Genomic DNA, 13,997 nt, shown 5'->3' with positions numbered 1-13,997 from the left:
CGGGGTTTAGGATATTGTAGCCGATCGCCCAAACTACAAAAACCGAGTTGATTTGAGAAACCGGGTTTTTACCAAATCTGCGGGCTATAACAAAGTATTATCGCAAAAAACCCGGTTTCTGGACCCATGTGTAAGTCCTATGGCTCTTGCACCCCCACACAGATGTACAATGGTTGGATCGCATTCCCCAACTCCCACCGTGATAGAGCGCTACACTTTGCCCGAAATGGGCAACATCTGGACTGAAACCGCCAAACTGAAAAGCTGGCTGCAAGTAGAAATCGCTGTCTGCGAAGCTCAAGCCGAACTCGGCTACATCCCCGCCGCCGCAGTCGAAGAAATCAAAGCTAAGGCTAATTTTGACCCCAAACGAGTCCTCGAAATAGAAGCGGAAGTCCGCCACGACATGATCGCATTCTTGACAAATGTCAACGAATATGTAGGCGATGCTGGCCGCTACATCCACCTCGGCTTAACCAGTTCCGATGTGCTCGATACTGCTTTGGCGCTGCAATTAGTCGCCAGCGTCAATATCTTGTTAGAACGTGTCGAAGAATTGAGTCAAGCTATTCGCTATCAGGCCCAACAACATCGCAATACCGTCATGGTTGGCCGATCGCACGGAATTCACGCCGAACCCATCACCTTTGGCTTTAAACTAGCAGGATGGCTGGCCGAAGTCTTTCGCAGCCGAGAAAGATTGGTGAATTTGCGATCGTCGATTGCAGTCGGCAAAATCTCCGGCGCAGTCGGAACCTATGCTAATATCGATCCGCGAATTGAAGCGATCGCCTGTCAAAACCTCGGACTCGAACCCGATACCGCATCGACTCAAGTCATTTCGCGCGATCGACACGCCGAATATGTCCAAACCTTAGCACTTTTAGCAGCATCGATCGAGCGTTTTGCAGTAGAAATTCGCAACCTGCAACGCACCGACGTTCTCGAAGTTGAAGAATTCTTTTCTAAAGGGCAAAAAGGCTCATCCGCCATGCCCCACAAACGCAACCCGATTCGATCGGAAAGACTCACAGGGATGGCGAGAATCGTCCGCGCCAACGCCGTCGCAGCCTTAGAAAACGTTGCACTTTGGCACGAAAGAGACATCTCTCACAGTTCCGTAGAACGGATGATTTTGCCCGACAGTTCTACAGTAACTCATTTCATGTTAGTAGAAACTACAGACTTAGTAAAACACCTGCTAGTCTATCCCGAAAACATGAAACAAAACATGAACCTTTACGGCGGAGTCATCTTCAGCCAGCGCGTGATGTTAGCCTTAGTAGAAAAAGGCACCAGTCGCGAAGACGCCTACAAAATTGTGCAATCTTGTGCTCACGAAGCCTGGAACAAACCGGGCGGCAATTTCTACAATTTAATTGCTAAGGACGATCGGGTAACAGCTAAGATGACGACCAAAGAGATTGATGATTGTTTCGATCCGCAGTATCAATTGAGGCACTTAGATTTAGTGTATCAGCGCTTGGGAATTTAAAAATCTTTTGAATTTCCTACTAAAGATACAAGATGGAGCGTAATCCTTCATCTATTTCTTCCTGTAAATCCTGTGGGATTGTGCCAATGCACTCAATTAAAAACGTTTTGTCCACAGTAAAAAGCTGAGAAATATTAGCCACAGAATCCTTGGGTAAACCTGTGGCTTTACTCGGTAACGAGACATTACCTGGTGCTTCCGCTAACCGCAGATTAGAAGTAATGATGACGACGATTACAGTGCTAATCCGACTCTGAGTAAAAGTATCATCCTGAACAATTAAGACGGGACGACGATATCCAGGTTCTGAAGCAACTGGAGAGGGCAAGTTTGCCCACCAAATTTCTCCGCGATACATTACCAATCCTCATGGGGTAAGGACATAAATTGCATCTGTGCCAAGACAGGATCTAGTTCAGAGGACTCTTCAGAATAGACTTGATTTAGTTTGCTCAAAATTCGCTCGCGGTTGTGTCGCCGCAGATACGCCTGCAATGCTTTTGTATAAAGCTCACTGCGCGATAACCCTAACTGACTAGCCAAAGCCTCGGCTTCTTCAAAAACTAAATCTGGAAGTGAAATTGCAGTTTTCATAGCTCCCCTTGCTGTCACGGTGACATCATAATATTGGTTATAGCATAGAACAACGACCTCAATCTACTTTTTAACACTCACAATCCCAACAACTATGAAATTTAATCGTTTTGGAAAATACTTAATCGCATTTATGCTAATGTTGCTATGTGCGCTCGGTCTGCACCATACAACATTTGTCCGCGCCCAGGAGCCGCCACAAGTGCAAATTACCCAACCAGAACCAAACCCCGTAGTACCTGAAAGTATTTTCATGAGTCAACTTCCCAGTGGGGCGCGACTGGTTGACATCCGCAGCGTAAATCCCAACATTCGCCTCGATATCCGATACGCCACTACTAACAATTTCTTGAAACGAAAACTTTACCCTATATCGAAATGCGCTTTGAGAAGTTCTGTTGCTCAACAGTTAGGGCTAGTTCAAACAGATTTGGAAAAAATTGGATTGGGTTTGAAAGTTTACGATTGCTACAGGCCTTTCTCTGTGACTAAGCAAATGTGGCAAGCTTGGCCTGATCCGCGCTATGTTGCTAATCCTGCTAGGGGTTCGCGGCACAATCGCGGTGCTGCTATTGATTTGACTTTAGTCGATCGCACGGGCAAAGAATTAGAAATGCCCACACCTTACGATGATTTTACCGAAAAAGCTCACGGAGATTATCAAGGCGGCAGCGCCGAATCTCGGAAAAATCGTCAAGTGCTTAAGGATGCGATGAAAAAACACGGATTTATGGGTATCACAACTGAATGGTGGCACTTTGATTCGGAAGATTGGCAGAAGTTTGCGATTCTTGATATATCGCTTTCCGAGATTCCTTAATTACTAGAGTAGCGTCTACGAGGCACTACAAGATACAAGGGCCCGATCGTTCATCGGTTAATGAAGCTCTACATCGCACCAATCCCGCCGTCAGAAAGAATTGTGTTAGCAGGCGATCGCACCCGGAAAGTCGAGACCGCTTGCCAAAACCCTTCAATAACGTATTTAATACGCTGTAAAAATAAGTCGCGCTTCGGAATTTGTTCGGCAGTTAGCGTGGCATTGAAATATTGAATAAATGGATATTTTTCTCTGGTTAAGACGATTTCCGATACTTCTGCTGTCCTGCTCTTTTTTTACGAGCGATCGCTTCATAGGGATCTTCATCCCCTTCCGCATATTGCATCAACTCTGTCATAGACCAACCGATAGCATAGGCAAACTGAACTAACTTTTGCAATCTGGGATCGGCTTTGCCCTCGTTCCAGTTCACCAGCGTGTTGAATGAAACTCCTGTAATCCTTCCTAGTTCCCTAGAACTACCAACGCGCTCATCCTCCACCAACGCCTCTATTAACTGACCGAGACGTTTATGGATTCCAGTATCGAGTGCTAGATTTTCCTCTACTTTTGTTGACATTCCTGTTTTCTACTAGCTAAGGAGTTACCGCAGGCATAATTGTATCGCCTCTATTATACCAGAATAACTCGTTTTACAGTCAATCAACGCAGCCAAAAATACAAACAAAGTCGGGATAGGGCATTGCCACGACTCGCTTGACTGACGACGCAGAGGGGACGTAAGACTACCGAAGGTAGCAGACCCCAAAAAAGCGTCAAGAATCATAGTTCGACTACGCTCACTAACCACCGCAAATGAAAGGGCGGTGAGTATGTCAACGCACCTGTACCGAAAATTCGTATTCGTATCCCCGGAAGTTTGAGTCTAGTTGAAATGTATAATTGCCAGTAACAGGGATTTTTCCAGTCCACTCAGTTAGATTTTCTTCATAAGGATTTCCTGCTAAAAGTTTGCCACCCGGAGCTATAATTTGCGGGAAAACATCTTTCCGACTCCTAACAGTCATTGTTTGACCTTTTATAGCGCGAATCCGGTAAGAGTGGGTGCCGCCGCCGATGATTCGACCTTTGACAATTGCTTCATCTCCTCCCGGTAGAAAATTAATCTGCTCGTTGACGTTAGAACAACTGCTTTCGGTGCGGTTTTTGGCAATCCAACCGGGCGGAGCCTTAATTCGCAGCCAACCGTTTTGTTCTTCGGCGACTGAAACAAAGGTATTATTTTTAAGTTTTCCTACTATTTGGCTGCCGCTTACTTGCGGGATCGATCGCACATTTAGCGGTGGATTCGGATCGCTGACAACAGCTTGGGTGATTTTGCAACCAGAATTGGGCGGTGTGACAACTACTGGCTCAACTTTTTGCCCAGAGACTCCTGCAACTAGCGAGGATTGAAGTCCTGGTGTTTTGGCTGGTTGAGATTGAGATGGGGGAGATTCAGCAGCCTGGGTTTGTGCTTGCAGAGGTTCTGGTTGCCGAGATTCAGGGTTGTTCGTCGGCCCTGCAATCTGGTTTCTGGTGGATGCGGGCGATTCTGCAAGGGGAGGATTGGATTGTTTCATCGCACCCGACTGTATAGTGGCAACAGCTACTCCCACCGCTGTTGCCACTCCTGCTAAGCTTACTGTGATGATTTGACCCTTCGTAAATGACATAAAAAACCCTCTCTGTATCTATACTAATAATTTTTGTTTAGGAGTTGGGGCGATCGCCAGTTAATTTATAGTGGAAATACCTAGTGCGGGTCACTGGGTCATGATTTTTAGATAAAATTTCAGATCCATAATTGTCGCAATAATTTGAGTCAATATATACTGGACGCCTGTACTGATGGTAATCTTGCTCTGGGGTATTTGCGCGCAAATTTGCGAAGGTAAGCGTTCAGCGCGAGGTACATAAAATGTCAAAATTGATTCCTCTGAGATTACAACCGCCTCGCGATCGATTGTTGGAGGAGGTGAAGCAGGAAGTCCAAGCAGGCCTCGCGCAGTCTTTGCACGCTGCTGTGCTCGCTAACCTCAGCCAAGACTCGTCGCCTGTTGGTGTTAACCGCTGTTGGGATGTGGAAGTGAAAGCGGGCAACCGTCCGAGTTTTCGGCTTCCTCCCAAAGCAAGCATTGCCAAAGTGTTCGATCGCACCGGTGGCAAATTGGTAATTTTGGGAGCGACGGGTGCAGGCAAAACTACGACGCTGCTAGAATTAGCTCGCGTGTTAATTTCCCGCGCCCAAAAAGATGCTAGTTTTCCAGTACCAGTGCTGTTTGAACTCGGATCGTGGAAAGCAGAATCTGGGGCGATCGCAGATTGGTTAATTGCTCAACTTCAGTTCAAATACCGCATCTCTCCTGCTGTCGGCAAAAAATGGCTTGCCGAACAACAATTGCTGCCTCTACTCGACGGCTTGGACGAAGTAGAAACCCACCGCCAAAATATCTGCATTCAAGCAATTAATCAATTTGTTGAAAGCGAATTTAAACCCAAACATTTAGTAGCTTGCAGCAGTTTTGAAGCTTACAAAAACTGCGAGACTAGATTTCGCCTACAAGCAGCGGTTTTATTGAAACCTTTAACAGAAACTAAAATTCAAAATTATCTGCTAGAAGCCCGAAGTCGCGAACTTTGGTACAGCATTGAACACGAGCCGGAGTTGTTGAAATTGGCAAAAGCTCCCTTGCTTCTGAGCATGATGGCTCTGGCTTACGACGATATTTTAATTGAAGCTTGGAAGCGCATTACTTCCGCAGAAGAACAACGCAAATATCTGTTAACTGCCTATATTCGCCACCAAATCACCGGGGAAGTCAAGCAGTATCCCAGAGGTAAGGAACTGCGGCCCGAACAAATTCGCCACTGGCTGGGATGGTTGGCGAGAAGGATGGAACAGGAAGGAATTCAAGAATTTTACCTCGATCGCATACCCTCTAGCTGGCTGCAAACCGCCGATGAACGGCGCAAGTATCAGTTGGGAGTTAAGGTGGTTGGCGGGCTGATTTGGGTGATTTTGGGACTAATTGCCACCCTCGTTTCCGGGTCGATTTGGGGATTAATTGGGGGTGTTGTTGCTGCGGTAATTAGTGCTTTTTTGCCGGGAATTCCGGGGATTGAAAGGTTTATATTGCACCTCGTGCTGTGGTCGAAGGGCTGCATTCCTTGGGATTACAAGCGTTTTCTCGATGCTGCAACCGATCGCTTGTTGCTGCAAAAAACTGGCTCGCGGCGCTACCGATTTATTCACGATTTGTTGCAAAAACATTTTTCAGAAATCTAAAGACCGGAGGTTTACAAAAACAAATATAATGGATGTAACTGTGAAGGAGATTCCAATATTCGACAAGCAAAAGGAAACTCAATGACTGTAAAATTCATTCTCAGCGAATACGTTGACAAAGCAATGGCTGAGGCTATGTATGACAAACTTGAAGATCGTAGCTTTGTTGGGAAAATTCCGGTTTGCAAAGGAGTCATCGCCTTTGGTTCAACTTTAAAGGAGTGTCAAAATGAGTTGCGATCAACTTTGGAAGACTGGATTTTGCTAGGGTTGAACTTGCGACATCGAATGCCCGTCATTGACAATATTGATTTAAATAGGGAATAGCTTGTCAACTACCACACACTCATTATAAAAAAAGTTTATGGTATTTTTGCCATTTGAAATAGCTGTGAGGCCGTAAATTCTAATCCATCAAAAAGTGGATCTGTTAATAGCGTATCTCCCCTATAAGTCTGCGGTGCTGCATCGGGGTAAAAAACTGTAATGCTTCTCGCCTTGCTATCTACTATCCAAACCCGCAATACCTTAGCATCTAAATAATCTCTCGCTTTAGCAGCTAACTGACCGAAAGTTTGTTCGGGTGAAATAATTTCTATGACTAATTCTGGGACTACAGGACAGGCTTCATCTTGATTCCAGTCAGGAGATAAGCGTTCGTAAGAAACATATAAAAGATCGGGTACTGGCACCCAGTCTCGCCCCAGTCTGGTTAATCTTACCGCCCATTCTACACCAATTTCTCCCCGTTCCTCACCCCACTGTTCGAGGATTTTTATTAGGCTTCTGGTGAGGCGAGAATGAAATTTTTTAGGTGACATCTTCGGTACTGCTTGCTCGTCAATAAGTTCGTAGGTAATATCGCCTTCTCCTTCGGGAAGAGCGAAAAACTCTTCCAGAGTTAGTTGAGTTTTTGTCTGGAGCATAATATTCCTCTGCTGTGGGCAGGCAAGTTAGTATTATTTTAACTTAAATATTCATTGACATAATACAAATGTTATGATAAAGATTGGCAAAATCTCAGGTTTTAACTGCCGAATTTGCGATCGACTCCTAGATCGACACCCCCAAAAGGTTAATATTCTAGTCTGACCCTCCTGCAATCATTGCTTAACCTCCTATGGCAGAAACCTTACTTTTCAACGCCCTCCGCGAGGCGTTAGACGAAGAAATGGCCCGCGACTCCGCCGTATTCGTACTCGGCGAAGACGTAGGTCAATACGGCGGTTCCTATAAAGTCACCAAAGACCTCTACAACAAATACGGCGAACTTAGAGTGCTCGACACCCCGATCGCCGAAAATAGCTTTACAGGCCTAGCAGTAGGCGCAGCAATGACGGGACTGCGGCCGGTCATCGAAGGCATGAACATGGGCTTTTTGCTGCTGGCATTCAACCAAATTTCCAACAATGCCGGAATGCTGCGCTACACATCGGGCGGCAACTTCAAAATGCCAATGGTAATTCGCGGGCCCGGCGGCGTGGGCCGGCAACTCGGCGCGGAACACTCCCAGCGCTTAGAAGCATATTTCCAAGCAGTACCGGGTTTGAAAATAGTCGCCTGTTCGACTCCCTACAACGCCAAAGGACTCTTAAAATCAGCCATCCGCGACGATAACCCCGTTCTGTTTTTCGAGCACGTTCTTCTTTACAACCTCAAAGAAAATTTGCCAGAAACAGAATATTTAGTGCCGCTGGACAAAGCAGAAATTGTGCGATCGGGTAAAGATGTCACAATCGTGACATATTCGAGGATGCGGCACCACGTCATGCAAGCCGTGCCAGCCCTGATAAAAGAAGGTTACGATCCAGAAGTAATCGACCTCATTTCTCTCAAACCCCTAGACATGGAGACCATCGGCGCATCCATTCGCAAAACTCACAAAGTAATTATTGTAGAGGAGTGCATGAAAACAGGAGGCATCGGTGCCGAACTAATTGCCTCAATCAGCGATCGATTTTTTGACGAACTCGACGCACCGGTTTTGCGCCTGTCTTCACAAGATATTCCCACACCTTACAACGGCAATTTGGAAAGACTGACCATTGTCCAGCCCAATCAAATTGTTGAGGCAGTCCAAAAAATGGTAGCTTTGCGAGTATAAATAGTGATTAGTCAGCTAATCTGTAGGTTGGGTTGAGGAACGAAACCCAACACTCATTAAATTGGATGTTGGGTTTCGTGGCTCAACCCAACCTACTACTAACTCAACCCAACCTACTAATAATGACTAATAAATAAATATGCAAAAACAACGTTCCCTATTAGCCCTAATTTTTGTTTTAATCATCGCCGCTATTACTGTAATAGTAACTATTCCGACGCGGCTGGGATTAGACTTGCAAGGAGGGTCGCAACTCACAATTCAAGTAAAAACTACCCCCACAATTCCCAAAATTGACCAGGGAATGTTAGAAGCAGTGCGGCGGATTGTCGAAAACCGGGTTAACGGTTTGGGTGTTTCCGAAGCATTAGTCCAAACAGTAGGAGAAGACCAAATTCTCGTGCAGTTGCCCGGAGTAAATGACCCGCAGCAAGCAGAACGAGTTTTGGGCGGCACCGCCAAGCTAGAATTTCTGGAACAACTGCCCGGAACAGAAACACAATTAGCCATTGAGAGGCAGTTGCAACAGGAATTGCTGGTCAAACAAGAAGAATTGAAAACTCGCCCGAATGAGGCAGCAATTAAAGAAAATCAGGCTGCTTTGAAAAGAAGCAATGAGGCGATCGCCAAACTATTCAAAAGCAGCGGCCTCGGCGGCGAAAACCTCAAAGATGCTCAACCTCAACCCTTGGCGGCTGGGAACAACTGGAACGTTGCCCTTGTTTTCGATACCAAAGGAGGCGAACTCTTTGCCCAACTCACTAAAAATTTAGCAGGAACCGGACGCAGTATCGGTATTTTCCTAGACGAAAGAATGATCAGTTCTCCAGTCGTCGGCGTTGAATTTGCCCAAACAGGAATTACTGGTGGGAGTGCCGTAATTCAAGGCAACTTTACAACGCAAGAAGCCAACGATTTAGCAGTGCAATTGCGGGGCGGGGCTTTGCCGGTGCCGGTCGAAATTGTAGAAAACCGCACGATCGGCGCTAGCTTGGGTAAAGACAGCATTCAAAGCAGTATTAACGCAGGTATCGGCGGCTTAGTTTTAGTCTTGATTTTCATGGTTGCCTACTATCGACTCCCCGGCGTAATTGCTAATATTGCGCTGTTAATTTATGCTCTGTTAACTTGGGCAGCTTTCGTGCTTTTGGGAGTGACATTAACGCTGCCGGGAATAGCTGGTTTTGTGCTCAGCATCGGGATGGCTGTGGATGCTAACGTGCTGATTTTTGAGCGCACGCGGGAAGAGTTGCGGGCGGGGAAATCGCTTTATCGATCTGTAGAATCGGGTTTTTACCGCGCTTTTTCCAGCATTTTAGACGGCAACGTCACAACAGTTATTGCTTGTGCTGCTTTGTTCTGGTTGGGCGCAGGTTTAGTTAAAGGGTTTGCTGTAACTCTGGCATTGGGGGTGGCAGTGAGTATGTTTACTGCGCTCACTTGCAGCCGCACTCTGCTGTTCGTAGTATTGAGCTTTCCAGCATTGCGGAAACCTCAGTGGTTCTGTCCCGATTTGTCGAAAACTGCTAATAGTTAACTGTTGACTGTTGACTGTTGACTGTTGACTGTTGACTGTTGACTGGTGGTAATTTTTTAACTAACTTCTTCCTTCCTTCTTACATCCGTTACATCTTGTACACTGCTTCGTTGCCGAACTTCCTTCTTCCTTCAAATTATGAAATTCAGTGTAATCAAATATCGATCGCTCTGGTGGAGTATTTCCGCCGCTATAATCCTTGCAGGTATAGTGTCGATGGCGATTTCTTGGACTCGTCCCGACATCCGCGCACCGCTGCGCCCCAGTTTGGACTTTATCGGCGGCACTCGCCTGCAATTTGAACTTGACTGCACGAAACCGGAAAATTGTAAACCCATCGATCTTGCTGCTGTCCGTGAAGTCCTGGACACCCAAGGTTTAGGTGGCAGCAGCATTCAAGTTATCGGCCAAGAACAGCGCGGTTTGTCGCTGCGAACAAAAACTTTGGATGTCGAACAGCGGACTAATTTGCAAACAGCTTTGAGCGAAAAGATAGGCGCTTTTTCTCCTCAATCTACTCAAATTGATACGGTTGGGCCTACCCTCGGCAAACAGTTGTTTACTTCTGGTTTGCTGGCTTTGTTGGTTTCTTTTGCTGGAATTACTGCTTATCTGACATTCCGATTTCAGTTGGATTATGCCTTTTTTGCTTTTGTGGCTGTGTTTCACGACGTGTTGGTCACGCTTGGGGTTTTCTCGTTTTTGGGTTTAGTTCAAGGAGTGGAAGTTGACAGCTTATTTGTGGTAGCGCTCTTGACACTTATCGGTTTTTCTGTTAACGATACCGTGGTAATTTACGATCGCGTGCGCGAAGTAATCAAGCTAAATCCCGGACAGTCGATCGATCAAATTGTCGATGATGCTGTCATGCAGACCCTGGGAAGGTCAATTAACACAACGTTTACCACCCTGCTGACATTGTTTTCAATCTTTTTGTTTGGCGGCGAAACCCTCAAATACTTTGCTTTAGCTTTGATTGTTGGTTTTATTGCTGGTTCGTATTCGAGTATTTTCGTTGCCAGCACGCTGCTAGCTTGGTGGCGCAGTCGCACCGGTCACTCTATTCCCGTGCCCGCAGAAGGAATCAACCAGTCAGAGGAAGTTTAATTGACTGTTGACGGTTAACTGGTGACGGTTAACTGTTGACGGTTAACTGTTGACTGACTAATAATAAATCATCAATAACTAATGACAAATGACAAATGACAAATAACAAATAACAAATGACTACTGACCAAACTTTTGAAATTGAAGTCCAAAGGCTTCACAAACTAACAGTTTACGGCCGCTGGTTAACAGTGATATTGCTGTGGATTAGCGTCGGTTCTTTGAGCATTTGGGGTTTGCGCCGCGAAATCGCTTTGTGGTTAGAACACTTCACTTGGGCGGCAGTGCGCTACGGTTTATCTTTTCATCGCTGGCCCACTCTCGGTTTGGGTTTGTGCTTGGGAATGACTTTAGCTGTGCTAACTTGGCAAAGTCGCAATATGGTGCGAGGATTGCCCCTGCGGGAAAAACAGGGTTTGGAACAACAAGTTCGCCGCATTCGCCAACAGGGGCCGAGTCATCCTTTGTGGAAGTGGGTTTGCAAAGGTTCGCGGTAGCTGACGGGCTTTATTCTTTAGTCTCAAGCCAGAGGAACGAAAGTTTGACCCGAAGCGGTTTCAACAGCCGAGTCCCTAACTTTAGATTGCTTCTTCCATCTGCCTTCTGCCTTCTATCCTTTACATCCGTTACATCCGTTACATCTGAAATGTTGCACCATTCTCAATAAGCTTTTTATGAACAGGCAAGATGCCTGTTCCACAAAGAGTGAATTTTCTTGTGGAACAGGCATCTTGCCTGTTCTTGAGAATGGTGCAAGATTTCAGTTACATCCGTTACATCCGTTACAGAATCCGTTGCCGAACTTCCTTCTTCTATATCATGCAAAGCGAGGCAAAATCTGTGCTATGGAAGACTGTTGAAGTGGAATTTCGATCGCAAATTCTGCTCCTTTTCCCGGTTCCGAAAAGCACTTCAATGCGCCGCCGTGTTGGTTGACAACAATTTCATAGCTAATCGACAGTCCCAAACCCGTTCCTTGGCCGACCGGCTTAGTAGTAAAGAAAGGGTCAAACAACCGCTTCCGAACATCTTCTGCCATCCCCGGCCCGTTGTCAGAAATTTTAATTATTACCTTTTTTTTCTCAATTAACTCGGTGCGAATGCGAATCACAGGAATCAGGCGGGTAGAGTTAGAAAGTGATAATTGAGTCGTTGTACAAGACTGCTTTTGGTCGCCTAAGTGCGACTTTTGAGGGGTGTTTTTCTCAACAATTTCGTATTTATTAGACTCAACAAGAACGTAAATTGCATTAAGTAAAATATTCATAAATACCTGATTGAGCTGTCCGGGATAGCACTGCACCAGTGGCAAGTCGCTGTATTCTTTGTGAATTTCGATCGCCTCGTGCCCCGGTTTCGCTTTAAGCTGGCTTTGCAACAGCATAATCGTGTTGTTGATACCGTCGTGAATGTTGACCTGCTTCATTTCAGCTTCGTCTAATCTGCAAAAATTCCGCAGCGACAAAACGATGTCGCGCACTCTTTCTGCACCTTGCTGCATAGAATTTAAGACTTTCGGCAAGTCTTCTAGCAAATAATCGAGTTCGATTTTTTCTGCTTCCGCTTCAATTGCTGCGATGGGTTCGGGACAGTGCTGTCGGTAGATGTCAAGCATCTGCATTAAAGCTTGCGTGTAGTCTTTAGCGTGGTGCAAATTGCTGTAGATAAAGCCGATCGGATTGTTGATTTCGTGAGCTACTCCTGCTACTAACTGCCCCAAAGAAGACATTTTTTCTGTTTGAATTAGTTGAGTTTGAGTGCGCTGAAGTTCCAGCAGGGCCAGTTCGAGCTGTTGGGCTTGATGTCTCAATTGCGCTTGCGACTCTCGCATCGCCACGGTTGATAACTCGTGAATTTGCAACTGAGAAAGCAGCAGTTGGTGTACGTCTAAAAGTTTGTAAGTTTCCGGTTCTACTTGTACTACAATTGGTTCGTGGATGAGTTCGGGCGATCGCTCCAAAGACTGTCGCACTGCCGTCATAATTGAGGTTTCGCGATCGAGAACCAACATATCAGTTTTAGTAAAGCGGTAGAGTATGAACAAAGGCTGTTGAGAAAATAACTCCAAGCTGTAGGGGCGGCTCATGTGTTCAAAATAACGCCGCCGCGAAATCATCCCTATAAACTTTCCTTGCTGAGTGATGATGATGCCCGGAACTAAAGGGTTTGCTTGAAAAACTTTAGCAACTTCGTCCCCCGGACACTCAGATTCTAGGAGAAAGTCATACAGGGTTAATTCCTGTAGAGTCGATCGCAAACCAAGCGGCGATTTTAGGGGACTCAACCCGTCAGTTTCATACACTGCTCCCTCCTTTGGTAATTGGCAGATGCGGTTGGCTGCTGGAGTCTTGCCTACTATTTAGACGGCCTTTTCAACTCTTTTTATAGCTTAGTTATCAACTTCCCTCTGCTCCCTGGAATCCAGTTAATTCAGCAGGATTATTTTTTGCCTTAAATCGTGCTGGTGTCCCCCGAAACGATATTGCAGGTTAGATTGATTTAACAGCAAACACCCCTTTGAAACCTGACTATGTAGGAAATTTTATATATCCAAGATTTTACTAATCCGAATATAACAGTCATAACTATTTTTAATGTTTGATGACATTAATTTGGTTCAGATGGATAGACATCTGCGACCTGTGGCAGTACATTTCGTATTACCCCTTGCGTAAAATTATATTACCATAAGACAAGAATAGCGACAAATCGGCCGCCGATCGCCCGATTTTTAAATTCAGGCAAAACAGGTTTCCGGCAATTGCCAATAAATCTCAATTGTCAGTTTTTTTGCATAAATGCCGATCGCACTCAACCCGAAGATTGTATTGTAGGTAGTCTCCGAGCCAGGGACAGCCGATGGCGAGCAATTTGTCAAGTTCGGCAGCTTATACTTTAGCCGCATGGACACTCCAAAGTTTCACCGACGAAATTTTTCCCGGCAGATGCTAAAGTTGTGCGATCGCAACTAAAACTCACCAAAAAACTGGGTCTGAAGCCCCGTCGTTCTACGACGGCTTTTTATTGATTTTCCAGTTTCCTAATCAACCC

General features: G+C 45.7%; 14 protein-coding genes. 8 read left to right on the top strand and 6 right to left on the bottom strand.

The features are described from left to right. Positions 1 to 199: 199 nt before the first annotated feature. The gene (gene purB / locus QT992_RS17675) at positions 200 to 1,495 is read left to right on the top strand and encodes an adenylosuccinate lyase (RefSeq protein ID WP_333103945.1); all 1,296 of its coding nucleotides are present in this window, start codon (positions 200 to 202) and stop codon (positions 1,493 to 1,495) included. 19 nt (positions 1,496 to 1,514) lie between these two features. Here the strand turns inward: purB and QT992_RS17670 are convergent, their stop codons facing one another. After that, positions 1,515 to 1,853 carry a type II toxin-antitoxin system PemK/MazF family toxin gene (locus QT992_RS17670; RefSeq protein WP_333149306.1) on the bottom strand — a complete coding sequence of 113 codons (339 nt, stop codon included), beginning with the start codon at positions 1,851 to 1,853 and terminating at the stop codon, positions 1,515 to 1,517. Continuing rightward, a complete protein-coding gene (locus QT992_RS17665; protein WP_333336706.1) occupies positions 1,853 to 2,089 on the bottom strand; it encodes a hypothetical protein in 237 nt (78 codons plus the stop codon). Before QT992_RS17665 ends, QT992_RS17670 begins: the two co-directional genes overlap by 1 nt. Positions 2,090 to 2,183: 94 nt before the next feature. Between QT992_RS17665 and QT992_RS17660 the strand changes: the two genes are divergently transcribed. After that, positions 2,184 to 2,909 carry a M15 family metallopeptidase gene (locus QT992_RS17660; protein WP_333336704.1) on the top strand — a complete coding sequence of 242 codons (726 nt, stop codon included), beginning with the start codon at positions 2,184 to 2,186 and terminating at the stop codon, positions 2,907 to 2,909. Between the two features lie 256 nt (positions 2,910 to 3,165). Here QT992_RS17660 and QT992_RS17655 read toward each other — a convergent pair whose 3' ends face one another. Further along, positions 3,166 to 3,489: a transcriptional regulator gene (locus QT992_RS17655; protein WP_333319911.1), complete on the bottom strand. Its 324-nt coding sequence runs from the start codon at positions 3,487 to 3,489 to the stop codon at positions 3,166 to 3,168. 256 nt (positions 3,490 to 3,745) lie between these two features. Beyond that, entirely contained in the window at positions 3,746 to 4,585 is an 840-nt protein-coding gene (locus QT992_RS17650; RefSeq protein WP_333336702.1) for an SH3 domain-containing protein, read from the bottom strand. 245 nt (positions 4,586 to 4,830) lie between these two features. Between QT992_RS17650 and QT992_RS17645 the strand changes: the two genes are divergently transcribed. Both QT992_RS17645 and QT992_RS17640 read left to right on the top strand, forming a co-directional pair. Next, positions 4,831 to 6,198: an NACHT domain-containing protein gene (locus QT992_RS17645; protein WP_333336700.1), complete on the top strand. Its 1,368-nt coding sequence runs from the start codon at positions 4,831 to 4,833 to the stop codon at positions 6,196 to 6,198. A gap of 81 nt (positions 6,199 to 6,279) precedes the next feature. Continuing rightward, the gene (locus tag QT992_RS17640; protein ID WP_333336698.1) at positions 6,280 to 6,525 is read left to right on the top strand and encodes a type II toxin-antitoxin system HicB family antitoxin; all 246 of its coding nucleotides are present in this window, start codon (positions 6,280 to 6,282) and stop codon (positions 6,523 to 6,525) included. 35 nt (positions 6,526 to 6,560) lie between these two features. Here the strand turns inward: QT992_RS17640 and QT992_RS17635 are convergent, their stop codons facing one another. Continuing rightward, complete coding sequence (locus QT992_RS17635) at positions 6,561 to 7,124, bottom strand: Uma2 family endonuclease (protein WP_333336697.1); 564 nt, start codon at positions 7,122 to 7,124, stop codon at positions 6,561 to 6,563. A 194-nt stretch (positions 7,125 to 7,318) separates the two neighbouring features. Here QT992_RS17635 and QT992_RS17630 point away from each other — a divergent pair, with 194 nt between their 5' ends. The 4 genes from QT992_RS17630 (at position 7,319) to QT992_RS17615 (ending at position 11,443) form a co-directional block, all read left to right on the top strand. Then, positions 7,319 to 8,302, top strand: a complete 984-nt coding sequence (locus QT992_RS17630; RefSeq protein ID WP_333319901.1) for an alpha-ketoacid dehydrogenase subunit beta — start codon at positions 7,319 to 7,321, stop codon at positions 8,300 to 8,302. Between the two features lie 139 nt (positions 8,303 to 8,441). After that, positions 8,442 to 9,839: a protein translocase subunit SecD gene (gene secD, locus QT992_RS17625; protein ID WP_333319900.1), complete on the top strand. Its 1,398-nt coding sequence runs from the start codon at positions 8,442 to 8,444 to the stop codon at positions 9,837 to 9,839. Between the two features lie 138 nt (positions 9,840 to 9,977). Further along, positions 9,978 to 10,946, top strand: coding sequence for a protein translocase subunit SecF (gene secF / locus QT992_RS17620; protein ID WP_333336695.1), 969 nt, complete (start codon positions 9,978 to 9,980; stop codon positions 10,944 to 10,946). A gap of 116 nt (positions 10,947 to 11,062) precedes the next feature. Beyond that, positions 11,063 to 11,443 carry a hypothetical protein gene (locus QT992_RS17615; RefSeq protein WP_333295661.1) on the top strand — a complete coding sequence of 127 codons (381 nt, stop codon included), beginning with the start codon at positions 11,063 to 11,065 and terminating at the stop codon, positions 11,441 to 11,443. Positions 11,444 to 11,763: 320 nt separating this feature from the next. Here QT992_RS17615 and QT992_RS17610 read toward each other — a convergent pair whose 3' ends face one another. Beyond that, entirely contained in the window at positions 11,764 to 13,248 is a 1,485-nt protein-coding gene (locus QT992_RS17610; RefSeq protein WP_333336693.1) for an ATP-binding protein, read from the bottom strand. Between the last annotated feature and the right edge of the window lie 749 nt (positions 13,249 to 13,997).

The sequence above is a fragment of the Microcoleus sp. T3_D1 genome, assembly GCF_036700405.1.
Classification (GTDB): Bacteria; Cyanobacteriota; Cyanobacteriia; order Cyanobacteriales; family Microcoleaceae; genus Microcoleus.
Note: the sequence above shows the minus strand (reverse complement) of the source record. Positions and strands in the feature narration are given on the sequence as shown.